This is a genomic window from Thermosipho japonicus (assembly GCF_014201655.1).
GTDB lineage: Bacteria > Thermotogota > Thermotogae > Thermotogales > Fervidobacteriaceae > Thermosipho > Thermosipho japonicus.
On the sequence record NZ_JACHEX010000003.1, the window covers coordinates 236,359 to 260,704 of the forward strand.

The 24,346-nt window shown below is 29.5% G+C and carries 20 protein-coding genes and 1 pseudogene; 15 read left to right on the top strand and 6 right to left on the bottom strand.

The window, feature by feature from the left end; translation table 11 throughout:
• Positions 1 to 10: 10 nt before the first annotated feature.
• From HNP65_RS06925 to mutL, 13 genes are all read left to right on the top strand, one after another.
• Entirely contained in the window at positions 11 to 652 is a 642-nt protein-coding gene (locus HNP65_RS06925) for an Mpv17/PMP22 family protein (RefSeq protein WP_184619550.1), read from the top strand.
• 3 nt (positions 653 to 655) lie between these two features.
• On the top strand, positions 656 to 1,102 hold the full coding sequence (locus HNP65_RS06930) for an SRPBCC family protein (protein ID WP_184619551.1): 447 nt from the start codon (positions 656 to 658) through the stop codon (positions 1,100 to 1,102).
• 367 nt (positions 1,103 to 1,469) lie between these two features.
• A complete protein-coding gene (locus HNP65_RS06935; RefSeq protein ID WP_184619552.1) occupies positions 1,470 to 3,368 on the top strand; it encodes an ATP-dependent helicase in 1,899 nt (632 codons plus the stop codon).
• Positions 3,365 to 4,114, top strand: a complete 750-nt coding sequence (locus HNP65_RS06940; protein WP_184619553.1) for a DUF72 domain-containing protein — start codon at positions 3,365 to 3,367, stop codon at positions 4,112 to 4,114. The genes HNP65_RS06935 and HNP65_RS06940 overlap by 4 nt, the downstream gene beginning before the upstream one ends.
• Positions 4,098 to 4,715, top strand: a complete 618-nt coding sequence (locus tag HNP65_RS06945; protein WP_184619554.1) for an RNA polymerase sigma factor — start codon at positions 4,098 to 4,100, stop codon at positions 4,713 to 4,715. Before HNP65_RS06940 ends, HNP65_RS06945 begins: the two co-directional genes overlap by 17 nt.
• Positions 4,712 to 5,017 carry a hypothetical protein gene (locus tag HNP65_RS06950; protein WP_184619555.1) on the top strand — a complete coding sequence of 102 codons (306 nt, stop codon included), beginning with the start codon at positions 4,712 to 4,714 and terminating at the stop codon, positions 5,015 to 5,017. Before HNP65_RS06945 ends, HNP65_RS06950 begins: the two co-directional genes overlap by 4 nt.
• A gap of 11 nt (positions 5,018 to 5,028) precedes the next feature.
• On the top strand, positions 5,029 to 5,748 hold the full coding sequence (locus HNP65_RS06955) for a hypothetical protein (protein ID WP_184619556.1): 720 nt from the start codon (positions 5,029 to 5,031) through the stop codon (positions 5,746 to 5,748).
• Positions 5,726 to 7,282 carry a radical SAM protein gene (locus tag HNP65_RS06960; RefSeq protein WP_184619557.1) on the top strand — a complete coding sequence of 519 codons (1,557 nt, stop codon included), beginning with the start codon at positions 5,726 to 5,728 and terminating at the stop codon, positions 7,280 to 7,282. Before HNP65_RS06955 ends, HNP65_RS06960 begins: the two co-directional genes overlap by 23 nt.
• Positions 7,283 to 7,349: 67 nt before the next feature.
• A complete protein-coding gene (locus HNP65_RS06965; RefSeq protein ID WP_184619558.1) occupies positions 7,350 to 8,249 on the top strand; it encodes a sensor domain-containing diguanylate cyclase in 900 nt (299 codons plus the stop codon).
• 1 nt (position 8,250) lies between these two features.
• A complete protein-coding gene (locus HNP65_RS06970; RefSeq protein WP_184619559.1) occupies positions 8,251 to 9,489 on the top strand; it encodes an HD domain-containing protein in 1,239 nt (412 codons plus the stop codon).
• Between the two features lie 17 nt (positions 9,490 to 9,506).
• Positions 9,507 to 9,977 carry a metallophosphoesterase family protein gene (locus HNP65_RS06975; RefSeq protein ID WP_184619560.1) on the top strand — a complete coding sequence of 157 codons (471 nt, stop codon included), beginning with the start codon at positions 9,507 to 9,509 and terminating at the stop codon, positions 9,975 to 9,977.
• A gap of 2 nt (positions 9,978 to 9,979) precedes the next feature.
• Entirely contained in the window at positions 9,980 to 11,347 is a 1,368-nt protein-coding gene (locus HNP65_RS06980) for an alpha-amylase family glycosyl hydrolase (RefSeq protein WP_184619561.1), read from the top strand.
• 1 nt (position 11,348) lies between these two features.
• Positions 11,349 to 13,055, top strand: a complete 1,707-nt coding sequence (mutL, locus tag HNP65_RS06985) for a DNA mismatch repair endonuclease MutL (protein WP_184619562.1) — start codon at positions 11,349 to 11,351, stop codon at positions 13,053 to 13,055.
• A gap of 36 nt (positions 13,056 to 13,091) precedes the next feature.
• Here mutL and HNP65_RS06990 read toward each other — a convergent pair whose 3' ends face one another.
• Positions 13,092 to 14,906, bottom strand: coding sequence for a heme NO-binding domain-containing protein (locus HNP65_RS06990; RefSeq protein ID WP_184619563.1), 1,815 nt, complete (start codon positions 14,904 to 14,906; stop codon positions 13,092 to 13,094).
• Positions 14,907 to 16,082: 1,176 nt separating this feature from the next.
• Here HNP65_RS06990 and HNP65_RS06995 point away from each other — a divergent pair.
• Together HNP65_RS06995 and HNP65_RS07000 are read left to right on the top strand one after the other, a co-directional pair.
• Positions 16,083 to 16,247 (top strand): huazacin family RiPP peptide, encoded by a 165-nt coding sequence (locus tag HNP65_RS06995; protein WP_221236873.1) that lies wholly within the window; start codon positions 16,083 to 16,085, stop codon positions 16,245 to 16,247.
• 76 nt (positions 16,248 to 16,323) lie between these two features.
• On the top strand, positions 16,324 to 18,000 hold the full coding sequence (locus tag HNP65_RS07000) for an ABC transporter ATP-binding protein (protein WP_184619564.1): 1,677 nt from the start codon (positions 16,324 to 16,326) through the stop codon (positions 17,998 to 18,000).
• Positions 18,001 to 18,118: 118 nt separating this feature from the next.
• On the opposite strand, the gene HNP65_RS09925 is transcribed toward HNP65_RS07000, so the two are convergent.
• The 5 genes and pseudogenes from HNP65_RS09925 to HNP65_RS07025 all read right to left on the bottom strand — a co-directional run.
• The gene (locus HNP65_RS09925; protein WP_281364570.1) at positions 18,119 to 18,244 is read right to left on the bottom strand and encodes a hypothetical protein; all 126 of its coding nucleotides are present in this window, start codon (positions 18,242 to 18,244) and stop codon (positions 18,119 to 18,121) included.
• A gap of 200 nt (positions 18,245 to 18,444) precedes the next feature.
• The gene (locus tag HNP65_RS07010) at positions 18,445 to 20,142 is read right to left on the bottom strand and encodes an HD domain-containing phosphohydrolase (RefSeq protein ID WP_184619565.1); all 1,698 of its coding nucleotides are present in this window, start codon (positions 20,140 to 20,142) and stop codon (positions 18,445 to 18,447) included.
• Positions 20,143 to 20,387: 245 nt separating this feature from the next.
• Positions 20,388 to 22,067: an ABC transporter ATP-binding protein gene (locus HNP65_RS07015; RefSeq protein ID WP_184619566.1), complete on the bottom strand. Its 1,680-nt coding sequence runs from the start codon at positions 22,065 to 22,067 to the stop codon at positions 20,388 to 20,390.
• A gap of 312 nt (positions 22,068 to 22,379) precedes the next feature.
• Entirely contained in the window at positions 22,380 to 23,642 is a 1,263-nt protein-coding gene (locus HNP65_RS07020; RefSeq protein ID WP_184619567.1) for a TrpB-like pyridoxal phosphate-dependent enzyme, read from the bottom strand.
• A 305-nt stretch (positions 23,643 to 23,947) separates the two neighbouring features.
• A pseudogene (locus HNP65_RS07025) lies at positions 23,948 to 24,346 on the bottom strand (methyl-accepting chemotaxis protein); the annotation flags it as partial.

A 24,346-nucleotide genomic window follows, 5' to 3' on the forward strand; every position in this document is an offset into this window, starting at 1 on the left:
GGAGGATTATATGAAAAAGGGAGATTTTATATGGTTAGGAGTATTTTCACTAATAGTTTTTCTGCTCGTCTTTAAACCAACACATCAAGCTTATATTGTATTAAACAGAACACATCCATACCTTATGGGATTTTTAAAGGTTTCCATACTTGCAACTATGGGTGAACTCCTTTCAATAAGGCTTCAACAGGGAAAATATTTAAAACCATATGGTCTATTTTACAGATTCCTGGTATGGGGTTTTCTAGGTATGTGTTTTGTTCTTGTATTTGAACTTTTTGCAAGTGGAACAGATGCAGTAATGAAAAAAGGGCTTTTGCCTGGAAATAATAAAATTCTCCACGCATTTTTCACAAGTACACTAATGAATCTAATTTTTGCACCGACATTTATGGCATTTCACAGAATCACCGATACGTATATAGACCTTGGAAAGGGAAAAATCGCTAATATTTTTTCAATTAAATTTTCAAGTGTAGTAGACAAAATAGACTGGCAAAAATTTTTTGGATTTGTTATCTTAAAAACCATACCATTTTTCTGGATTCCAGCACATACTATAACTTTCCTTCTTCCACCTGAATATCGCGTTTTAACAGCTGCAATGCTATCAATAGTACTTGGAGTATTGCTTTCACTTAGAAAGGGGTAAAAAATGCTAAAACTTCCACCAATGAAGTTTGTAGAATACATAAATGCACCAAAAAATAAAGTTTGGAAAGTTTTTGTAAATGAAAATGGTTGGGATCCATGGTTTACTGATGGTATGAAAATGGAAGTTAAAGATGGTGGAAAGATCTTCTTTAGATGGAAAAGACTTACCAATGGTGAAGTTGTAACGGACAATGGATATATTGTTGAAATAATCCCCGAAAAACTTTGGGAATTTTGGTGGTATGAATACGAAGACGGATTTAGAAGCAAGGTTACTATGAAATTTCAAGAAAGTGTAGATGGTGGAACATACATAACGATAATAGATCATACATTGGTAAAAAATACCGATGAGCTTGAAATTAGATACGGATGTGCTTTTGGTTGGGGTCAAATGTTAACTCTTGCAAGGGCTTATATTGAAAAAGGTTTAATACTCATTGGTTAAAAACTTGGAAAGTTATATTACTACATATTGGTGTTTGGAAAATAAATTACACTATATATAGTTTTTCTTACCAGCGGTAAGAAATTTTACTTACAGAAATGATAATTTCTTACCGCATAATTTAAAACGCAATTGAATCGATTACAATATTTAAGCCAATGTATAACTTCTTACCATTAAAAGTACTGAAAAAACTATACTTTTAAAACTTCTTTCCAGGCGGTGGTTAATTTTCTTTCAAAAATTTGGAAAGTTACAAATCAAATATTCATGCCAAATTAATGCAATTTTTTCAAGATAACTTTCCACTTTTTCAGTATATACTATTATTACTACTAAAAAAATAATAAAAGAAAGGAATGAAAGAATGATAGATTTTAAAGCTGAACTTGACGAAGAACAATATGAAGCGGTCGTAAACTCAAAAGGAAAAACACTTGTAATTGCAGGACCAGGAAGTGGAAAAACAAGGGTGATAACATATAAAATAGCCCATTTAATATCTTCCGGTGTAAAACCTTCTGAAATACTACTTGTTACATTTACAAAAGCAGCGGCAAAAGAAATGCTACAGAGAGCAAAACTTGTTTCACGATCTACACTTGAGGGAATCACTGCAGGAACATTTCACCATATATGTAACTCATTTCTAAGAAAATATGGAACAATAATAGGATTAAAGCCAAACTTTACAATACTAGACAGTGAAGATGCAAAAGATGTAATGGAAAGTGCAAGAAGTCAAATAATTCCAAAATCTGAAAGCAAAACCGTTCCAAACGCAAAGCAGTTATTAATCATAAACTCATACATGAATAATACTCTATGTTCTCTAAGAGAAGCTATTGCAAAATACAATCCAAGATACCTAGAACAAGAAAAATTAATAGAACAGATCCTAATAAAATATCAACAAGAGAAAATGCAGCAAAATTCAGTTGATTATGATGACCTTCTAATAAACACATTACAAATACTTTCCACAAACAAAGCAATTAGATTAAAAGAATCAAGTAGATATAAATGGATACTTGTTGATGAATTTCAAGACACTAACATAGTTCAATTCCAAATTGTAAACTTACTTTCAGAAGTACATAAAAACCTCATGGTTGTTGGAGATGATGCACAAAGTATATACTCATTTAGAGGCGCACGTTTTGAAAATGTACTTGATTTTCAAAAAGAGGCAAAAATCTTCAAGATTCAAACCAACTATAGAAGTTCACAAGAGATAGTAAACCTTATAAATGAAATGCTTCCAAAAAACTCCATACACAAAACGTTGCGCGCAACAAGAAGTACAGGAGTAAAACCATTTTTAGTACAGGTGTTTGATCACTACGACGAAGCCGATTTTGTGGCAAATGAAATACTCAACTACAACAAACAAGGAGTTTCTCTAAACGATATAGCAGTACTTTATAGAGCTCATTCACATTCACTTGAACTTCAACTTGAACTATCAAAACATGGTATACCATTCAAATTGTATTCCGGTTTAAGATTTACGGAAACAGCACATGTAAAAGATTGTCTTGCATTCTTAAAAGTTTCCGTAAATTATGAAGAAAAAATATCCTGGATAAGATTACTAAAACTTGCAAAAGGAATAGGGAAAATAAAATCAAACAATATTTCTGAAAAACTTACATCTAAAGGACTAGATGCATTCAACGAGATCAAAGAAAAAAGTTCTGACTTTAACAAAATAAAAGAAATTATATTAAAATCACAGGAAATTAAGAATCCAGGGGAAAGAATTAAAATTTTCTTTGAAAAATTTTACGAGGAAAAGATGGAAGAAATATTTGACGATGCAAGGGATAGAAAAGAAGACATTGTAAGACTAATAGAGATGGCTTCATTCTATGAAACACCTGAAAACTTTCTATCTGATATACTTGTAAGTGAAAATTATGAAATAGCACAGGAAGGTAAATCTGACAAGGAAACCGAAAAAGTAACTTTAACAACCGTACACCAAGCTAAAGGTCTTGAATGGAAGGTAGTATTCATTTTAAGTGTAAACCCAGGAGATTTTCCACACATAATGAGTTTACGAGATGGAGCATTAGATGAAGAAGAAAGATTGTTCTATGTTGCAATTACTCGTGCAAAGGATTTTCTATATATAATCTACAGCGCTGGGGGCTCCTCAAGGATTTTTTACGGAAATGATTACATTATTAAACGTGGTAAAAGCTTTATTGATGATATTCCATTTCATCTTGTTGAACATTTAGAATACGGAGTTGGAAAATGATATACGTTGGTACTAGCGGGTTTCAGTTCGACGATTGGGTTGGTAAAGTCTATGATCCAAACATAAAGAAAAATGAAATGCTAAAATATTACATAGGAAAATATAAATTTAACACTGTGGAGTTAAATTACACTTACTACAAGATGCCTGGATTTAGGACGATAGTATCACTGCTAAGAAATACTCCGCGTAATTTCTACTTTTCAATAAAGTTATACGGAAAAATTACGCATGAACATGATCTTTCATATGTTGATAAATTCTTAGATGCTACTAGTCCAATGGTTGAAGAAAAACGACTTATTGGATACCTTGCACAGTTTCCTTTTTCTTTTAAAAGAACCGATGAAAACGAAAGATTTCTCTATAAAATTTTAAAAAAGTTCAATAATCTGTTTGTTGAATTACGTCATATTTCTTGGATTAATTTTGATACAGATGATTTTGAAATAGTTACCATTGATCAACCACCACTAAAAGATTTCTTGCCATTTGTTATAAAAGCAAAAGAAAGGTTGTATGTAAGACTCCATGGAAGAAATAAAAAGTGGTTTGAAGAAGATGCAAAAAAAAGGTATAATTACAAATATTCAAGACAAGAGCTTGTTAAAATATACAAAGATATAAAAGACTTTAAAGGTCCAAAATATGTATACTTTAACAACTGCTATGAGGGAAAAGCCCTTTTAGATGCTTTAGAATTTAGAGAGATTTCAGGTGGTGAAATACTTGAATTTTTCAAATGAACATTCAAATAAAAGGGAAGGTCAAATAGTGTGGAATGATGAGAGAAATTTTATAAAAGCTTTAAAAAGAGGAGAAGAATGGGCTTATAGAAGACTGTATAGAGAGTATGCTCCAAAAATTGGTGCATTTGCAAGAAGTTATTTTGGAACGGATGATGTAGATGATGTTATTCAAGAAGTGATGCTGAGAATATACAAAGGTATTAAAAAGTTTAAAGGAGATTCGTCTCTTTCAACTTGGATATATAGAATCACTGTAAATGTATGTAATACACTCTATGAAAAATACAAAAAGAAAAATGAAAAAACTTTCAGTGTTGAAAATAACAACAGCGAAGATGATATGGAAATAGATATTCCAGATAAAGAAACAGATGTCCAAAAAGAAGTTACTCAGGAAATTTTATATGAAAAGATACTAAATGCACTTGGAAAATTATCTGAAAAAGAAAGGGTATTAATTAGGATGAGAGATATTGATGGACTTTCTTACTCAGAAATTGCAGAGATTCTAGGAATACCGGAAGGAACGGTGAAAAGTAGATTACACAACGCAAGAGAAAAGTTTAAAAAGATACTTGAGGAGGAAGGTATAGCATGAACGAGGAAAAGTACAAAGAAATAATATCTATTGTTAAAATTGAGACCATGTATAAACCAGGTGATTTACTTGAAGATAGGATAATAAAAAATATTAAAAGGCAAAGGTTTTTTAGCAAGTTGAAAAAGTCATCTATATTTTTGATCATAGTTGCTGGTGTAGTAACAATTTCATTTTTCACATTTGATATTAAAAAACCTCAGAATCAACTTTATACGTATGAACAGCAACAAAGCCAAGATTATGTAGTAAAAGATTTTGAGCTAATTTTAAATATAAGCCTTGTGAGTGATGGTTTATAAGAGGTGAAATTGTGAGAAAATTATATTCTTTTTCTTTTCTGCTATTTGTTTCTTTTATTTTTGCTATCAGTTATCATGCTCTAAGAATTACCTTTGAATATAACGAGGACAAATTACAGATGGTTAGATACGAAGAGGTTTATTACAGGGACGGAGATAAAATAGTTTTTGTAAAGGTCCCAAAAAAGGTTGTTTGGGTAAAACTTGGTGAGCGTTATTACATTGGAGAAGGAACAACTTTAAAACTTTCTCCTCCTATCAAGGATTTAGAAGATATTTTTTATCAGTACCTTTCATACCACAAAATATCTGATGACTTTGATGGAGAGATTACAATTTCAGAAAAAACTTTTAATATAAAAGCAGAAAAAAGAAATGGATTTATAACAAAAATAGTGAGAAAATTTCATTCAGTTTTGACTGAAATGCAATATATTTATCTTCCAGATAACAAAACATTTGAAGATGTTTTGTCAAGATTTAAGTTTATAGATAAAAGTGATTTTCCAATGAAAATTTATAATATTTTGAACCTATTTTTGTGGTTTGATGCAAAAATATCGGGAAATGATCTTGAAATTTTTGCAATAGATAAAGAAGGTTTGGAAGTAGAACTCACCTTATCAAAAGAAAAAGGTACCTACAAAATTGATAATTTTTATTTGACAGTTAAAAAGTCTAGCGAAAAAACTAGAAAGGAAATCGAAAATGAAATCCGCGATAATAATTGATGGATATGTTGATGAACCCGCTGTTTTAGGAGTGCCACCATATCTGAGTACATATGCCCGCTATATAGCGGGCACGTTAATTTTTAAAGGTTTTGAAGTTAAATATACCACCATTGATGAAGTTAGAAAGAAAAATTTATTTTCTTCATTTAATAATTTTGATGTAATGGTGATTTTGTCTTCGATAACTGTTCCAGGAAAATACATAGGTGGAACTCCTATTAGCATTGATGAGATAAAAAAGATATTTTCATCTAACAAAAAGCCATTTAGAATTCTTACCGGTGCAACTGTTAATTTTATAAATGATCCAGACGAAGTATACGCAGATGATCTGGCTATTGATTTTTTAAAATATGCATTTGAAAAAGTTGACTATGAGATAATAAGAAATGTATCTCTTCTTGGGGCGGAAATAGTAAAAATGCACCCACGTTTTCCAGATATTATTTGTGAAATAGAAGTTTCACTTGGCTGTGAAAGAAAAACTTATTGTACATTTTGCAGTGAACCTATTTTGCATCCAAAATTTATTTCAAGACCTGTAAAAGACATTATTGACGAGATTGAGAAACTTTACAAAAATGGTGTAAAAGCTTTTAGGCTTGGAAGAAGTGCAAATATACTTGCATATGGATTTGATAAAAATTCAAACAAACTTAATGTTTCATTAATAAAAGAGTTGTACAATGGTATAAGAAATGTAGCACCAAAATTAGAAGTTTTGCATACTGATAATGCAAACCCTGCTTTTATTGCACAACACTTTCCAGATAGTGCAAAAGCGATAGAAATAATTGTCGAAAATAATACAGAAGGAGACATTTTTTCTTTTGGAGTTGAAAGTTTTGATGAAGTTGTTAGAAAAAAGAACAACATTCAGGGAACAGTGGAAGATATAGATTTTGCGATAAAGTTAGTAAATGAAATAGGTGGAATTAGAATAAATGGTATTCCAAAGCTTCTTCCAGGATTAAACTTTATATTTGGTCTTGCCGGAGAGACAAAAAAATCATATGAAATTCTATACCAAAAACTAAAGTATTACCTAGAAAATAATATCCTTTTGAGGCGTATAAATTTAAGACAGCTTATGATTGTACCCAATACACCTTTGTGGTATTACAATCAGAGAAAAAGATTAAAAGTTAATAAGGCATTATTTAAACACTATAAATATCTTATTAGAAATGAAATAGATAAGGAAATGATAAAAAAAGTATTTCCTAAAGGTTCGATAGTTAAGGGAGTTATACCCGAGTTTGTGGAAGGAAATATAACTTTTGGAAGGCCACTTGGAACCTATCCGATTTTAGTTGGAGTTATTGGAAAATTTGATAAAAAATCTGACATATATATTGTTGATCATGGCATGCGCTCTATAACAGGTATTGTTCTTGGAAAAAAAGTAGCTGAATATAGTATTGGCGAACTTGCAAAGATTCCTGGAATTTCTAAAAGTAAAGCTGAGAAGTTAAAGAAAAAGTATCCATCTATTGCCTTAAATGAAATTTTGGAGGTGGATTTAGATTAAAAAATTTCTTTCTAACTATTTCGATCTTATTACTTCAAAAATAGTTCTTGAAACTACTGTTGAAGTTTTGAAAGAAAATAAAATTGAATCTTTTTTTGAAAAATTAATGATAAAGACACGTCCTCACCTAAAATTTGATGGATGGTCAGTTATTGAATATGACGAAATTAACGGACCTTCTTTTATTTCTTTGTCAAGAAAATACGGAAAATATGATTTAGAAAGTATAGAAAGAAAAATTGCAAACTCACAAAGTACGCTTTTTGATACGGTTTTAAAGACTCGCAATTGGAAGTATATAGCAGATCCATTAAAATTAAACATTTGGATGCCAGGTTCGAGAATACGTTCATGGATAGGTGTCCCTCTAATGTTTGATAACGAAGTTTTTGGAGTATTAAATATAGATTATTTTAAGCCAAAGAGGTTAACTTTCAAAGATAAATTATTCTTAAACAGCTTTCAAAAAAATTTTGCTATATACGCCTCTAACTTTAAAGAACTTAAATCACTGTTTTTGCAAAAATACATTGATCATCTTACAGGATTAAAAAATAGACATTTTATTGAAGAATATTTTGAAAAGAACAATAGAGATAGAATTGCTATAATTTTTTGTGATTTAAATAAGTTTAAAGCGGTAAACGATACATACGGACATAGAATAGGTGACGAAGTAATAAAGATAGTAGCACGAAGGCTTAGAAATATATTAAAATCAACGGATGAAGTTGTAAGGTACGGTGGAGACGAATTCATAGTTTTAACAAAAAACATCGAAAATGTGGAAACTATTAAATTACGTATTAAAAATGCTATTAAAAAATATGATATAATTATTGAAGGAAAGAAAATAAAGCTTGGTATATCATGCGGGCATGCAATTTATCCGGATGAAAGTACGGACTTTTGGGAGATAATGCACCTTGCTGATCTAAGGATGTATTCAGAAAAGGGAGAAAGATAATGTGAAAATACTTTTCAATTTAATAAACTTGATTCCAAATTTTGGAATCCATTCCCTTCAGGTTGCGTTTTTGGCATCTGAAATTGCTAAAAGTCTTAATCTAGATCCAAAAAAAGCCTTTCTTTCAGGATATCTACATGATATTGGCGTTCTTATTCCACATGAAAACTTTGTTTTAGATGATATTAATGCAACATACCTAATAAACCATGATATTCCAAGCGGAAATGAATTAACCAGGATGCATACGGTTATAGGCAGTTTTATTGTTAATCAATTTGAATTTTTAAGAGATATCTCTGAAATTATTTTAAAGCATCATGCACTTCCAAAATTTTTAGATGAAAAATCTGAAAATGATATTTATGCTAATATACTTTCTATTTCTGAGGAGATATCAAAGTATCATTTTATAAATGAGGATATAGATTATGATGACTTATTCTTTCCAATTTTATCAATAAAAAATAGATTTTTTGATTTTATATTTAAAGCAACGATTGATATATTAAGACGTGAGTTTTTGATATGGGTTTTAGATGATATTAAACATGGAATAATAAATAGAAAAATGTTGCTAGATTATTTGCTTGGAGATGATTTAAGGCTAAAAAATGAAAATTTGGTTGATGAAGGTATTCTTGTTTCGTTCATTGTTGATGCAAAGAGTAAATTTACAAAGGATCATTCATGGCGTGTTGCAACAGTTGCAAGGGATATGGCAAAAACGGCAAAACTTGACCAAGATAAATTGTTTATAGCAGGTCTTTATCATGATGTAGGAAAAATAACTACTCCTTTTAAGATTTTAGAAAAAAAGGGAAAATTAACTGATGATGAGATAAGAATAATGAAAAAGCATGTTTATTATTCCTATATTGTTTTGAATGATTATAAAGATGAACCGTGGTTTTATCCTGCTGTAAGGCATCAAGAAAGAATTGATGGTAGTGGTTATCCGTTTAAATTAAAAGGAAACGAGATGAGCTTTGAAGACAAGATTTTACAAGTTGCAGATTATTTTTCAGCACTTTTAGAGGATAGGCCATATCGAGAAGGATTTGAAAAAGAAAAGGCATTTGAAATAACCTATGATACAGCTAAAAAAGGAATATTAGATATGCAAGCAGTAGAAGTTCTCAATGAGACATTGAAGAAAGAAGTAGATTATAGAAATATATCTTATATTTCCAAGATTCAAGAAAATATCGATCTATTTGTAAATGGTTTATTACAATAAACCTAAGGAGTGTATTTATGAGGTTTCTAGTGATTTCTGACCTTCATATTCCAACCAGAAACTTTCAAATTCATCCAAAAATTGTGGAAATTGCAAAAGAATGTGATGGTATTTTTGCGTTGGGAGATTTTGTGGATCTCAATACTGTTTTACTTCTGCAAAGTTTGAATAGAAATTTCCATGGTGTATTTGGAAATATGGATGAATACGATGTGAGAGATTATCTACCTGCTCAAAAGGTTGTAAAAATTGGAAAATTTACGATAGGTTTGACCCATGGAAGCGGTTCTCACATAAGAATTCCAGAAAGGATTGTAAATTGGTTCGATAAAGATGTGAATGTTATATTATATGGGCATAGTCATGTACCTGATGATAGAGTATACCGTGGAAAGCGTTTCATAAATCCAGGGACAGCTATGGAAACATACGGTATAATGGAAATAAATGGTGATACACTAAAATTTGAAGTATTCAAGGAGGAGTAGAGATGGTAGGTTACGAAATTTATATCCGCTCTTTTTATGATTATAACAACGATGGAACAGGTGACTTTAAAGGCCTTTCTAATGCTGTTTCTTATCTCAAAGATTTGGGTGTTGATCTTGTCTGGATAATGCCTCATTTTAAAGCTCCAAGTTACCATGGATATGATATCATAGATTTCTTTGATACAACACCTTCATATGGAACGATTGAAGACTTTAAAGAAATGGTTGAAAAACTTCACGAGGCTGGAATAAAAATTGCAATTGATCTTCCTTTAAATCACGTATCATCGAGGCATCCATGGTTTAAAGCTGCCGTTTCTGGTGATAAAGAATATGAAGATTTCTTTTTATGGGCAGATGATGGAGTAGACTTAAATGAGAAAAGGCCTTGGGATAATGAAGTTATCTGGCATCCATATAACGGTAGATGGTATTATGGTGTTTTTGGGGGTTCATCTCCAGACTTAAATTATGAAAACGAAAAAGTTGTTGAAAAAGCACTTGAAATAGTTGAATTTTGGCTAAATATGGGTATAGATGGGTTTAGATTCGATGCTGCAAAACATATTTATGATTACGATCTTCAACAAAAGAAATTTAATTACAATCATGAAAAAAATATCCAATTTTGGAAAAAGGTTATGGATAAGGCAAGAAGTATAAAGAGTGATGTTTTTGCAGTAACTGAGGTGTGGGATGCACCTGAAATAGTTGCTGAATATGCAAAAACAATTGGATGCTCCTTTAATTTTTATTTTACAGAAGCATTGAGAGAATCAATTAACAATGGAAATACCTATAAAATATGGGATTGTTTTTCAAGAACATTGACCGATGATAGAGGACTTTACATTCCTTCAAATTTTTCCAGTAACCATGATATGACAAGGCTTGCTTCAAGTCTTCAATCTGAAGAACAAAGAAAGGTATTTTTTGCAATGCTCCTTACAACGCCAGGTATTCCATTTATTTTCTATGGTGATGAGCTTGGAATGAAGGGAGTGTATGATCCTTACTTTACTGAGAGTGTGATTGAGCCATTCCCTTGGTATTCTTCATTATCTGGCGATGGTCAAACCCTTTGGAAATCTATAGGTTATAACCATGCATTTACTGGTATTTCTGTTGAAGAACAATCTCAAAGAGAAGACAGTCTGTTAAATACTGTAAAAAGATGGATAAGGTTTAGAAAAGAGAATGAGTGGATGACAAATTCGTGGATTGTTGATTTGAGAACAAGTGAATTTGTAGTTGGTTATACAGTAACAAATGGAGAAAAATCACTTAGAATATATCATAATATTTCTGGACATAAAGAGGAATTTGAGGGAATAAAGTTAAAACCGTTTGAATCGAAGGTGTTATAGAATGGGAAAGATAAAGAAACTTCCCGAGCAAGTAATTGGAAAGATTGCAGCTGGAGAAGTAGTTGCAGGACCTTATTCAGTAGTAAAAGAACTTGTTGAAAATTCACTTGATGCAGGTGCTACAAAAGTTGAGATAGAGATAAAAAGCGGTGGAAAAAGTTATATAAAAGTGAAAGATAACGGAGAAGGTATGGAACGTGAAGACCTTCTCCTTTCTGTATATGAACATACAACAAGTAAGATAAATGATTTTGATGATATATATAACTTATCTTCCTTTGGATTTAGAGGAGAAGCTCTCGCATCAATTGCAAAGGTAAGTAGAATAGTTATTACTTCAAATAATGGAAGTGAGTCTCATAGACTTGAGGCAATAGGTGGAAAGATTAAATCAATTAGTGAATATCCACTTGTTGATAAAGGAACAATAGTAGAGGTATACGATTTATTTTTTAATGTTCCTGCAAGACGTAAATTTTTGAAATCTGATACCACAGAAAAAAGGTATGTAGTAGAATACGTAGAAAAATTTTTACTTTCAAATCCAAATGTTGAATTCATTTTTAAGGTAGATAATGAGATTGTTTACAATGCAGGTGCTTCAAATCTTGAAGAAAGATTCAGGCTTATATTTCCAGAGGTTAAGGAGTATACGTTAATAAACGGAAAGTATGTTGAAGGAATAATTTCATCTCCTAATTATCATAGAAAAAATAGGACAGGACAGATCTTTTTTGTACAAAAAAGATTTGTTATGGATAAAATGCTCTATTACATTTTTGAAAATGGATATGGTGAAGCACTTGTTGATCATCCATACGGTGTTTTATTTATTAACGTACCATCAAAACTGGTTGATGTTAATGTTCATCCACAAAAATTGGAGGTAAAATTTTCAAATCCAAATATTATATATTCAGATATAACAAGAACGGTAAGAGAGGCATTAAAAAAATTTGTTTCAAAACAAATATTTGTTAAGCCTATAAATGAGAAACTAACAAAATCAGAGGTTAGTAATTTTGAGACAAAAAATGTGAGTTTTTCTAATGACAGTTTTCAAGATAAATTCAATAGTGTGTTTAAAGAAAATATAAATAGTGTAGATTATTCTAAAAATATGTTATTTGATATATCAGAAAAGAATTTAGAAGTAAAAAAGGATGTAGTCATTTTAAAAAAGAGGTATGTTTTATTTGAAATGGAAGATGGAATATATATAATGGATTTTCATGCAGCCCACGAAAGGGTTATTTACGAGCAAATCTTGGAAAAATTAAAAGTAGGGATTGAAAAGGTTGATTTAATTATTCCTATCGAAATAAGAGTTGGAAAAAGTTTAAAGCAAATTGTTATAGAAAAACTTGATGAACTTAAAGAAAATGGTTTTGAAATAAAAGTTGAAGAAGAATCAATCAAAATTACATCAATACCATCGTTTTTAAAACCCTCCGAAGTTGAAGATGTGTTTAAGGAAATTATAGATGAATATAGAATACCTTCGATGGGAACAAAAAATATGAAGCATATAATAGCTGATAAAGCATGTAAGTCTGCTGTTAGAACAGGGTATGATATTAGTGAGGATGAGGCAAAAAAGCTAATTGAAGAAGTTTTTAAAAGAAATTTGACAACTTGTCCACATGGAAGGCCTTTGTTTTTAAAGCTTACCTTTAATGAGATTGATAAATATTTTGATAGAACGTAAAAAAAATGGCTCGGTTTTCCGAGCCATTTTTTACATTTATATTTTAATTTCATTGAAGTTATCTTGTATAGTCTGTATAAGGTTTATGGTCTTTCTTACATTTTCAAATACTGATCCTAGTTCATCCAAGAACTTTTGAATTGTTGCACTAATTTCTTCTGCAGTTGCAGAACTTTCTTCAGATATTGCAAGGAGATTTTGTATACTTGTTGTTATATTTTCGAGTTTTTCTGTTTCAGAGTTTAAAGTTGAAACAAGAGTATTTAATTGAGAAGTAATATTGGAAATAATTTCACTCGATTCTTTACTTTTTTGCGCACTACTTTCAAGTTCAGATGATTGATTTTTAAGTTCTTCATATCCCTTTGTAACACTTAAACTTAATTGAGAGATACCATTTGAGACAGTTGATAAAAATTGAGAGATTTTAACAGCAGATTCTTTACTTTCTTCTGCAAGTTTTCTTATTTCATCGGCAACTACGGCAAAACCTTTTCCTGCTTCTCCACTTCTTGCAGCTTCTATTGCTGCATTAAGTGCAAGCAAATTAGTTTGTTCGGCTATATTCATAACGGTATTTGCAATTTCTTGGATTGTACTTGCCTGATTTTTGAGTTCTTCACTTTCCTTTGTTATTTTTTCAAATTCCTCGCTCATTGATTTTATTCCTGATGCCGAATTTTCTACACTCTTTGCTGCTGTTATTATTTTTTCAACTGCTGTGTTTAAGTCATTTATTATTTGATTTTGTTCATTTATTGTTTGAGATATAGTATCTACATTTGAAGTTACCGCTTCTGAAATTCTTTCTGCATCATTACTAATTTGGACAGCAGTATCGGCTACCTGTGTTGAAAGTTCCTTCATTGTTCCTATTTCTTCTTGAATTGCATCTGATGATTCTAAAGTCTTTTTAGAGAAATTTAAAATTTCTTCAGTATCTCCCTGGAGTCCTATGAAAAATTCTCTAAGATTTGATAAAGCTTCAAAGTTATTTTTTGATAATTTTTCAAAATCTTTTTCTCCAGATATTATCAAAATATCATTAAAATCTTTTTCTTTGTAAATATTGATCATTTTTTCAACACTCTTTGTGGTATTTTTTAAATCTTTATTAATTAGAAGAAGCCCCATTAGAACTGAAATCGAAGTTAATATGGATCCTGGTAAAGTACCTAAGTATTTTGTAAATAAAAATGAAAGTACAAAAGTTAGTATTGGTATTATAACAGTTAAGTTTGTAGTAAAACTTTTTAAAAGACCGAATGAGATAGCTTTGTAAAGTTTTAATTTTACACTTTTTCCATATGGCTTTGTAGCAGCAACTTTTACTTCGATAAATGAACCATTTGAATTATTATCTTGTTTTAGGATTTCAATTTTTAATGGGTCATTAAAAAAGTCTGCTGCTCCTTTTAAAAGACCTAAAAAGTAGTTTCTAAAATCTCTGTGAGATTCGTATCTTATAACTGCAGTTTTTTCGTCAATATAGTTATATATGATTCTTGGAGGTTTTGCACCTTTAATTCTTCTAGTAAGTGCTCTATGAACACTATCCATTGCGCTTAGGAAAGATAAAACTCCTTCCTTTTTAAAATAACTTGGATAGAAAGAGTGAAAAGATTTTATGTTGTGATATCCTGTCTCTTGCCAGAGCTCTTCATATGTTTTTCCAACTTTTTGGGCTAATTCTTTGGAAAAATTGACAACCAGTTCATCTGGAACATTATTGGTTGGAATTAAAAGATTTTGTTCATCTAAGTTAAATTTTGAAGATAACTCATTTACTATATTTTCACCATATAGTTTTTTCCAAGTGGTTATCCAAATGTTCATTACAAAGCTTTTCATTTTTTACCTCCTTTCTTCTTTTCTCATATTCCATATTATTTTACCATATATTTAAGGTAAATGAGATATAATTTTACTTAAAAATTTTGCAAGGATTTATTGTAGGTAGTTAATCCTTATAATTAATATAATTAATCTTTTCTCCATGTTTTTTAGCACAGTACAAATATGTCTGCGTCCCAAGTATGGTATTCTTGCTTTAGTTTTGTATGAGTTTTATTTTCAACATTTTTCTTTCATGTGTATTTTTTTGATTTGTAGTAATAGGTACTTCTATTTATTTTAAGATACCTGATAACTTTAGATATATTGAAACCTTTTTTAATCAATAAACTTACTGTTTTACTTCAGTTGGATGAAGGTTAAAGAGCATCTTTTGCACCATTATTTATCTTTCTACTTATAATATTTATTCTGCTTGGGAAGTACCGTGTTCTCTGCAAATTATTTATGGAAGTAATATAAGAACAAAATATAAAATATTTTCTTAGATACATTCTTTTATATTTATTAAAAACGAAATTAGATATTTTATTAATTAAATAAAATTAAAGCAAATATTATTGTGTTACAACTTAGTATTTGGAGTATTCTTGGTTTAGAATCAATTTTAATATGTGTTGTTCTTTCTTATTTATAGATTATTTTTTTGCTTTAGTCAGGAAAAAATTAATCTATTGACAAAAAAAAATACGTTATAAAATAAATATGTCATTTAATACATTTTTATTTTGATCAAAACAGTCGCTTTTTGTAAATCCAGTAAAAATTAGGAATGAAAATATAAAAGTATTCCTTTTAAATATTAGCGAAAAAAATAAGTTAAAGTAGCAATCACATCAATTGCATTTTCATGTAACTTGTGTAAGATTCTTACTTAACAAAATTATTTATGTAATATTGCAAAATGTTGAATTTTTGAAAAAATTTTTGGTTCACAGTTGTAATTTTAATTCTCCATGGTTTGTATTGTCAAAATTTAATCTTATTGATAATTTGTAAACTTTTAAGTTATTGGTTATCAGCTTTATTTGTGAATTTTTTCATTTTTAATGTTTTTCTAAAAGTAAATTGACTCAAGACATATCAAGATACCTTGACAAATACCATTTTAAAAAAATTTTTGGAAAATTTTTAATGCTTTAGATATTAAAATTGGGAAAGGGGGTGATTAAAGTGGTAGAACTTCATTCTGAAAATGCAGGAATGTTCTGTCTTGCATGTTCTGGTTGTTTATTTCCTTGTCTAGTATGTGTCTCTGATGGTCCTGTTCCTATTGCTGATGCGGTAGGAAGTACTTCAGGCTTTAAGACTAGTTTAGCTTCTGCTTCTTTTATTTGATTATGATTAAGTATTGGGAAAGGGGAGAAATAGTTAAATAAATTCTCCCCTCTTTTTTGAAAGGAGTGTTAAAAAAATGAAGGCAAAAGATTTGGAGCTACTACATTTTATCTTTAAATATGTAAAGCCTAAAATAAGACTTTTTATTCTTTCTTTTATTTTTTTAATACTGTTAACATTGATTTCTCTTTTACCTCCTTATATTACTAAACTTGCTTTTGATGAAGGTATATTAAATAGAGATATGAATTTATTAACCAAATATGCTTTAGTACTTATTGGAGTGTACATATTGAAGAGTTTTTTAAACTACTTAAGTTCAGCATTTTTTACACTTCTTAGTCAGAATACGCTTTTTGACATAAAGAAAGATTTAACAACTCGCATTTTAAAACTACCACTAGAGTTTTTCACAAATAGCGAAAGTGGATATATTATTTCAAGGTTCAAAGAGACTGATTCTTTGAGTTCGTTGTTTTCTTTACAGAGTTTCAAATTAATCCTTAGTGTATTTGAATTTATAGGTGCTATGATGATTATGTTTTCTCTGAATGTGAAATTAACTCTGTTTTTAATTTTAGTAATTCCCGTTTTTTATTTAGTTGTGAAAAGTTTTGAATCAGTATTTGCCAAAGTTACCAATGAAACAATGGAGAAAGGAGCTATTTTTCACGGAAAATTTCAACAATCCATAAATGGAGCAGAGGAAATAAAAAGGATGGCTTTAGAGGAAAAAGAAGCACAGAATATAAATAGAATTAATAAAGAATACGTAAAATCGACTATAAAATACGGCATTCTCTTGTCCTTTGGTTCTGAAATTATTATGCTTCTATCTTCTCTTGTAAGTGTCCTTTTGCTTTATTTAGGTGGGAAGTCAATTGTTCAAGAAAGTATATCTGTAGGAACTTATTTGGCTTTTACTGGATATTTCGGAAAACTGTATGCACCTGTAGTTAATTGGAGTATAAGTATGTATACTTTCAAACCGGCGTTTGTAGCGTTGAAAAGGATTAAAGATTTCTTTATGAAATATTCTGAAGAAGATGAGATGTTTGACAAGATAAAAATAAATAAAATAAATGAAATAGAAATGAAGAAAGTAAATTTCTGTTATCCTGATGGTAAAGAATATGTTTTAAGAAATTTCAATTTTAAAGCAGAAAGAGGAGATAAAGTTCTTTTGAAGGGACCAAACGGAAGTGGAAAGTCTACAATCATAAGATTACTTTTAGGATTTTATGAAAATTATGAGGGAGAAATATTGATAAATGGAGTGGAGTTGAAAAGAATATCAAAAAAATCCCTGAGAAATAGAGTTTCAATAGTGTCGCAGAAAATTTTCCTATTTAACGATACAATCGAAAACAATATAAAAATAAAAGACGACGTTGATGATGAAAAATACGAAATAATTTTAAGAAAATCGGGATTGAAAGCTTTTGTAGAAAAATTGCCTTTTAAAGATAAAACCTTGGTGGGAGAGAATGGAGTTAAACTCTCGGGAGGTGAGATACATAAACTAGCGATAGCTCGTGCTATGGTAAAATCCTATTCTGATGTATTTATATTTGATGAAGCAACGGCACATTTGGATAAAGAAACAAAAGAATTGATAAGGAAGTTTATTAAAGAAGAATTAGATAATAAAATATGTATCATAATTGATCACTCTGATTACTTTGATAATGTGTGTAATAAAATTGTGCATTTAATGCCAAATTATTGTGAGGGTTCCTGTAAGGAAAAATAAAGATTGTAAAAACATATTGCTTCTTAATAATATATGGTTAACATTAATTAATTTTTTGTATTGATGTTTCAAAAAGAAATCATTGTTTTATAATGATTCACCCTGGCCAAAGTAAAAATTATTTGTCAATCAATCTAATCATTTTAGGATGTGCTGAGAGCGCGTCTATTAACATTGTTAACTGCTGTCCTAGTAACATATATGTAATCTGTGCCTTTAGTGTCCTTTCATTCATTCCTCTCATCTTTATCCTCTGCTTCAGCCTTTCTATATACTATTCTATTTCCCATCTTTTGCTATATATCAACCTATTTATTTCTCTTTCCATAAATTCTTTTCCTTGTTGGTAATGTTTGGTACAAAAATAATTTTGCAGGTGTAGCCCTTTTTTATATCCTAATTTAACCTATTTTTTACTTTGGCCAGGGTTTTTAGTGTAGTTAGTTAATCCTTTAATTTTTCGTATACTTTACGTACTTTGTCAATTTCACTTAAAAATGCATTAACTACTTCTGGATCAAAGTGTTTTTCTTTTTCCTTTTTAATTATTTCTAATACTATATTAAAATCTAACGGTTCTTTATATGGTCTTTTCGATGTTAATGCATCAAAAACATCTGCTAAAGCAACTATTCTTCCTTCGATGCTAATTTCATCGCCTTTTTTGCCTTTTGGATAACCAGTTCCATCATACTTTTCATGGTGATCAGAAATTATATTTAACATTACTTGTGCACTGCTTGTTTCTATCAAATTTTTAGAGTTTTCAATAAATTTTGAAATTACTTTCACACCAATTTCGACATGTTTTTCTATTATTTGTCTTTCACTGTCAGTTAATTTTCCCGGTTTTAGTAAGATCGAATCTGGAATTCCTACTTTTCCAATATCGTGAAGTGGTGCAAATTGGTAGATTTCTCTAACAATTTGTGGATGCAAATTCAATTTTTCTGCTATTATTTTTGAATAGAGTGCTACTCTTTTTACATGATTCCCAGTTTCGTTATCTTTGAATTCTACAAGATTTACCAAACCTAAACCAAAATTCGAGAGTAAGTTTTGTGTAACTATAGAATAATAAAATCTGTAGGAAAGAATGTTTGAAATAGATAAAAGAAGTTTTTCATCGTGCTCAGTGAAATTATTTTTATTTTTGGAAGCAAGGAAGATAAAACCAAATGGTTTGTTATTCATGGAAAGCATAACAGTAAGGTTTGACATAAATCCTTCCTTCAATATTAATTCTATACTTGGCGAATGTGTTTCTTCAAAATACTTAGGAAGATCATTAATTATTTTAGAATTAATATTTTCATTTATCATTTTTCCAAGCGATGTTTCATTAAATTTTTTGCTAAACCCTGGCTTTAAATGTAGCTCTATATTTTTATTTTTTAAATAAGCAACTTCAGCTACGATTTTTTGATTTTCCCAGTCTATTAGTGCAACTGAAAATCTGTCAGAGTTAAATAGATCACATAAATATTTTCCCATATTAAATACGAAATCTTCTATTGTTGAACTTAGTGGCAATTGGTTAATATTATTATATATCTCTTGAACAAGGTTAATTTTTCTTAAAGTGTCTGAAATTTGATATTCTTCTTTAAAATCTATTTTTGGAATGTTGATAGTTGAAATATTGATATTTTCAGAAACTTTTTGAAAAATTTTTAAAAGTTTGCTGTTATATTTTTTTAGTGTTATCATTCTTGTCCATATGAGAATAAGAGTTATTATTCCGAAAAATATCAAAAGTAGTGTAATTTTAAAGAATTCTTTTATATGCTTTGTTTCATATTCTTCTCTAGTTTTTTCTAGAAATGATTTGAAATCTTTAACGTGAGCCATGAGTTTTTCTTTTCCATGCTTTTTATTATTGTAATCTTCAATTGCTTGGAGATAACTTTTAAAGTCATAGTTTAAGTTTTTCATTGGTTCTATCAGACTTTCAAAATTAGACTCTTTGGAAATTACTTTATCAACAATAGTCAAATAATTAAAAATTTTTTTATTTATTTTGATGAAATTCTTATTATGAAAGTAATCTATAGAAAACAATGATAATACAAGAATAAAGGAAGTTGTAATTAAAAAAAAACTATGTATTATATATTTTTCAAGACTCTTTGGATTTCTCATTATCTTTTTTCCTCCAAATTGGTCATTTGTTATTATTATTAATTGTTGTTATTATTATAACATATGTTAAGTTTATTGTTTCTATATCGTAAAAACAAATAGTCCTATATATGGATTTATGTGGCTGAATGTAATTATCTATTTATACAATAGTGTAAAAATACTTTATTTTTGTTATTTGTCCTAAAACATTAAATGGATGGAGACTAAAGGAATAAATAAAAAAAGCTCTGGATTTTCCAGAGCTAAGCTGAAATGAACTGAGATTTTAAAATTTCTGAGTATGATTTATTTTGCTTTAAAAGGTTTTCATGGGTGTCCATTTTGACTTTTCCGTTGTCTATAAATAATACTTTATTACAAGGTGTGATACTAGAAAGTCTGTGTGAAATAATTATTGTTGTAATATTTTGTTCTTTGATATTTTTTATTATTTCCTTTTCAATTTCAGTATCTATTCCGGAAAGAGTTTCATCTAAAATTAGGATTTTAGGTTTTCTTGCAAGTGCTCTAGCTAGTATTATTCTCATTTTTTGTCCTTCCGAAAGTGTGTTTTCACTTACTGGATCATTTAGATTTTTAAAGTCAATTTTCGCTAGTTTTATAGCTTGTTTGATATTTTCTTCTGGAATATCTTCAAAAAGAGTTATATTTTCTTTTAAAGTCCCAGAAAAAATAACATCTTTATTTGATGTATAAATTACTTTTTTTCTTAAATCTTCTAATTTAATGTCTTCAAGATTTTTATCACCAATATATATTTTTCCTGATTTGTTTTTAAGCAGTTTAATGAGTATTTTCATTAAAGTACTCTTACCACTTCCATTTCTTCCAACAATTGCAATTGTTTCATTTTCATCTATCTTAAAGCTTATATCTTCAAGTAAGTTTTTGTCATATCCAAAGCTTAACGTTTCAACTGCAATACTTGGTTTTTCGATTGTTTTGCTTCCTCTTTCTTCTTCAACCTTTTCAGATAAGAATTTAATATATCTTTCTGCATAAGGTTCAAGTTTTTGAATTTCAATGATTTCAGAGTTTATTATTTGTATTGGTTCGTATATTAGTTGCATGTAGGAATAAAATGCTATTAACGTTCCAAGGCTTATTCTTCCGTTTGCTACATCTAAAGCACCAATAGCAAGGACTATAACAGGTGTTGTATATGTTATGAAAGCTATAAAGTTTTGTATGAGTATGTACATTGAATAACTTTTTATCCTACTATCAGCCCAAATTTCAGCTTTTTCTTCATATATTTTTGCAAATTTTTTGTGAGCAAAAAAGCTTTTTAAAGTAATTATTCCATTTAAAATTTCTTGAAGGAAGTTCATTTTTTCGCTATATTTTTCTCTCTCATTTCTTGAACGTGAATTTAATCCTGTTTCAAAAGTTTTTAAAAGCAAATAATATATTGGCAAGGAACAAAATGCTATAATTGATAATTTAATATTTAGCCATACCAAGATTGATGAAATTACCAGGAAATGGATAATATTAAATACAACTGTAGGAATAAAGTTAACCATAGAGGGTGCAAGTTCATAAATATCGGATGTGGCCCTTGAAACTATATCTCCTGAGTTATAATTTTTTAGTGTTGCATAATCTAAGTTTAAAGTATGTGAAATAATTCTTGATGATTCTCTAGAAATAGCCTTGCTTGAAGATACGGTATGGATTAAATTTGCAATGTATGTTGTAAATCTTTCAATTATCATTACTAAAACAAGTAAAATACCAAATTTGAAAACTATAGTTGGGTTTTTTGTTTCAACAAGGTTATCGATTAACCTTTGAAGTAGGAAAGGTCTGAATGCACTCAACAGGACGAGTGGAATAGTTATTAAAAACAGAAATAACTGGTACTTTCTGTATCTTTTAGCAAAATCTTTTAACACTTTTCTTGTAGAACTTCCGATCATTTGAATACCCCCTATTTTTTGATGTTTTCTTGATATGAAAGAATTATATTAGTGCTTTTTTTAACAAAATTTTGAAAGGTTTATTTGAATTTAAATTTAGTTTTTTATTTTATTTTTATAAATAGTGCCATTATTTTCTAGTTTAGATATTTTCCTTATTTTAACCCCTCCTTTGGAGGGGTTAATTTTATTAATATTAACTTTTTTCTATTTCTGTAATTATTTTACATTTTTTAAAATTAAAAACAACAAATATTGTATAAGTTAAAATAAATTTAATATAATTGAAATCTAAAAATTTTTTTGAAAATGTTATATATAGGCATTTAAATCAAATAACCCATGACCAGAAAGTGTGAATACAATTATTTTTTCTTTATTTTCTTTTTTTGCATTTAATGCTTCTTTTATTGCACCGGCTATTGCATGTGAAGATTCTGGAGCAGGAATAATGCCTTCAAGTTTTGAAAATAATCTTGCTGCTTTAAATGTTTCTTCCTGTGAAAATGCTTTTGCCTCTATTAGATTATGATTTAAAAGTGCAGAAATTATTGGAGCTGCTCCATGATATCTTAAACCACCTGCATGTATAGAAGGTGGGACAAAATCTTTACCTAATGTATACATTTTCAAAAGTGGCGTAAACCCTGCTGTATCTCCAAAATCATATCTATATTCTCCTTTTGTTAATGTAGGGCAACTTTCAGGTTCACAAGCAATGAATCTAATATTTTTTCCAGACAATTTATCTGGAATAAATGGAAGTATTGTTCCACCAAAGTTTGAGCCTCCACCATGGCATCCTATTATTACATCTGGTTGAATATTCAATTTCTCGAGTTGTTTTTTAATCTCTAATCCAATAATTGTCTGATGTAAAAGTACGTGATTTAGGACACTTCCAAGTGCATATTTTGAATCATTGCTTTGTAGAACTTCTTCCATTGCCTCACTTATTGCAATTCCAAGGCTTCCAGGATGATTTTCTTCGTATTTTCTTCCAGATTTTGTGTTTTTACTAGGAGATGGAGTTACTTTTCCATTAAAAAGATTCATAATACTTTTTCGTGCTGGTTTTTGGTTGAAGCTAACGCGAACCATATAGATATTTACATCTATTCCAAATTTTAAACCAGCGTATGATAAAGCACTTCCCCATTGACCTGCACCTGTTTCTGTATAAAGTTTTTTTACACCAGAGATTTTGTTGTAATATGCTTGTGCAAGTGCGGTATTTGTCTTATGACTTCCAGTTGGACTTTGACCTTCATATTTGTAGTATATCTTTGCTGGTGTTTGGAGGTATTCTTCTAAAAAATTTGCCCTTATAAGTGGAGTAGGTCTATATACTGCGTATTCTCTTAATATTTCTTGTGGAATTTCGATAAATCTGTCAACATCGTTTACTTCTTGTTCAAGAAGTGGTGCAGGAAATACTTTTAAAAGCTTTTCAGGAGACATAGGATTATTTGTTTCTGGATCAAGTGGTGGATCTAATTTGAAAGGTAAATCTGATAAAACGTTGTACCAAACTTTAGGCATCTCCTCAAATTTTAAATTTACAAATTCTCTCATAATAATACCCCCTTTAGTTTTTTTGTAAAAAAAAAGCCGGGCACATTAAAATGCCCGGCAATTGTCCTTTTTGGTAAATTTTTACCACGACAGAGGTGGCGGACAATTGCCGCTTATCCACCACCATGCAAAACTATTGTTATTTAGAGTTGTTTTTTTGAAATTATTTTTGATTAATCTACAATTTTTCATCTTTTTCACCTCTTGTATCACATTATAACTAACAATTAATTTTTTGTCAATATATAGTTAACGAAATATTTGATAAAAAAATTCCCCCTCTTAACTAAGAGGGGGAAATTAAATTATATTTTAAACTTAGAGAGATATTCATTCAAAGAAGATACAGCGACATTTAAGTCATCAGAGTAAGTTTTTACTTCTACAGCTTGTCTTGCTTGTTCTTCTACATCAAGAGCCATTTTCTTTATTTCATCTTCTACGTCTTGTATTGTTCTTGTTACTCTATCTATCGCTGCACTTACTTCTTCTGATGCTCCACTTTGCTCTTCACTTGTTGCGGCCAAATCATTTGTCATTACTGAAATGTTTTCTATTTTTTCAAGTAATGTTTTTATTGAATTTGTTACTTTTTCTGCTGATTCTACTGATGTTCCTATCTGTTGATTTACTTCTTCTGTGTATTTTGCTACATTAATTGCTTGATCTTTTATCGTTGTTAATATTTCTGATATCTTTTGAGT

Bases quoted from the DNA above. Each gene is read 5' to 3' on its own strand.
- HNP65_RS06925 (WP_184619550.1), top strand. From the start codon at position 11: ATGAAAAAGGGAGATTTTATATGGTTAGGAGTATTTTCACTAATAGTT.
- HNP65_RS06930 (WP_184619551.1), top strand. From the start codon at position 656: ATGCTAAAACTTCCACCAATGAAGTTTGTAGAATACATAAATGCACCA.
- HNP65_RS06935 (WP_184619552.1), top strand. From the start codon at position 1,470: ATGATAGATTTTAAAGCTGAACTTGACGAAGAACAATATGAAGCGGTC.
- HNP65_RS06940 (WP_184619553.1), top strand. From the start codon at position 3,365: ATGATATACGTTGGTACTAGCGGGTTTCAGTTCGACGATTGGGTTGGT.
- HNP65_RS06950 (WP_184619555.1), top strand. From the start codon at position 4,712: ATGAACGAGGAAAAGTACAAAGAAATAATATCTATTGTTAAAATTGAG.
- HNP65_RS06960 (WP_184619557.1), top strand. From the start codon at position 5,726: ATGAAATCCGCGATAATAATTGATGGATATGTTGATGAACCCGCTGTT.
- HNP65_RS06975 (WP_184619560.1), top strand. From the start codon at position 9,507: ATGAGGTTTCTAGTGATTTCTGACCTTCATATTCCAACCAGAAACTTT.
- HNP65_RS06980 (WP_184619561.1), top strand. From the start codon at position 9,980: ATGGTAGGTTACGAAATTTATATCCGCTCTTTTTATGATTATAACAAC.
- mutL (WP_184619562.1), top strand. From the start codon at position 11,349: ATGGGAAAGATAAAGAAACTTCCCGAGCAAGTAATTGGAAAGATTGCA.
- HNP65_RS06990 (WP_184619563.1), bottom strand. From the start codon at position 14,906: ATGAAAAGCTTTGTAATGAACATTTGGATAACCACTTGGAAAAAACTA.
- HNP65_RS07000 (WP_184619564.1), top strand. From the start codon at position 16,324: ATGAAGGCAAAAGATTTGGAGCTACTACATTTTATCTTTAAATATGTA.
- HNP65_RS09925 (WP_281364570.1), bottom strand. From the start codon at position 18,244: ATGAGAGGAATGAATGAAAGGACACTAAAGGCACAGATTACATATATG.
- HNP65_RS07010 (WP_184619565.1), bottom strand. From the start codon at position 20,142: ATGAGAAATCCAAAGAGTCTTGAAAAATATATAATACATAGTTTTTTT.
- HNP65_RS07015 (WP_184619566.1), bottom strand. From the start codon at position 22,067: ATGATCGGAAGTTCTACAAGAAAAGTGTTAAAAGATTTTGCTAAAAGA.
- HNP65_RS07020 (WP_184619567.1), bottom strand. From the start codon at position 23,642: ATGAGAGAATTTGTAAATTTAAAATTTGAGGAGATGCCTAAAGTTTGG.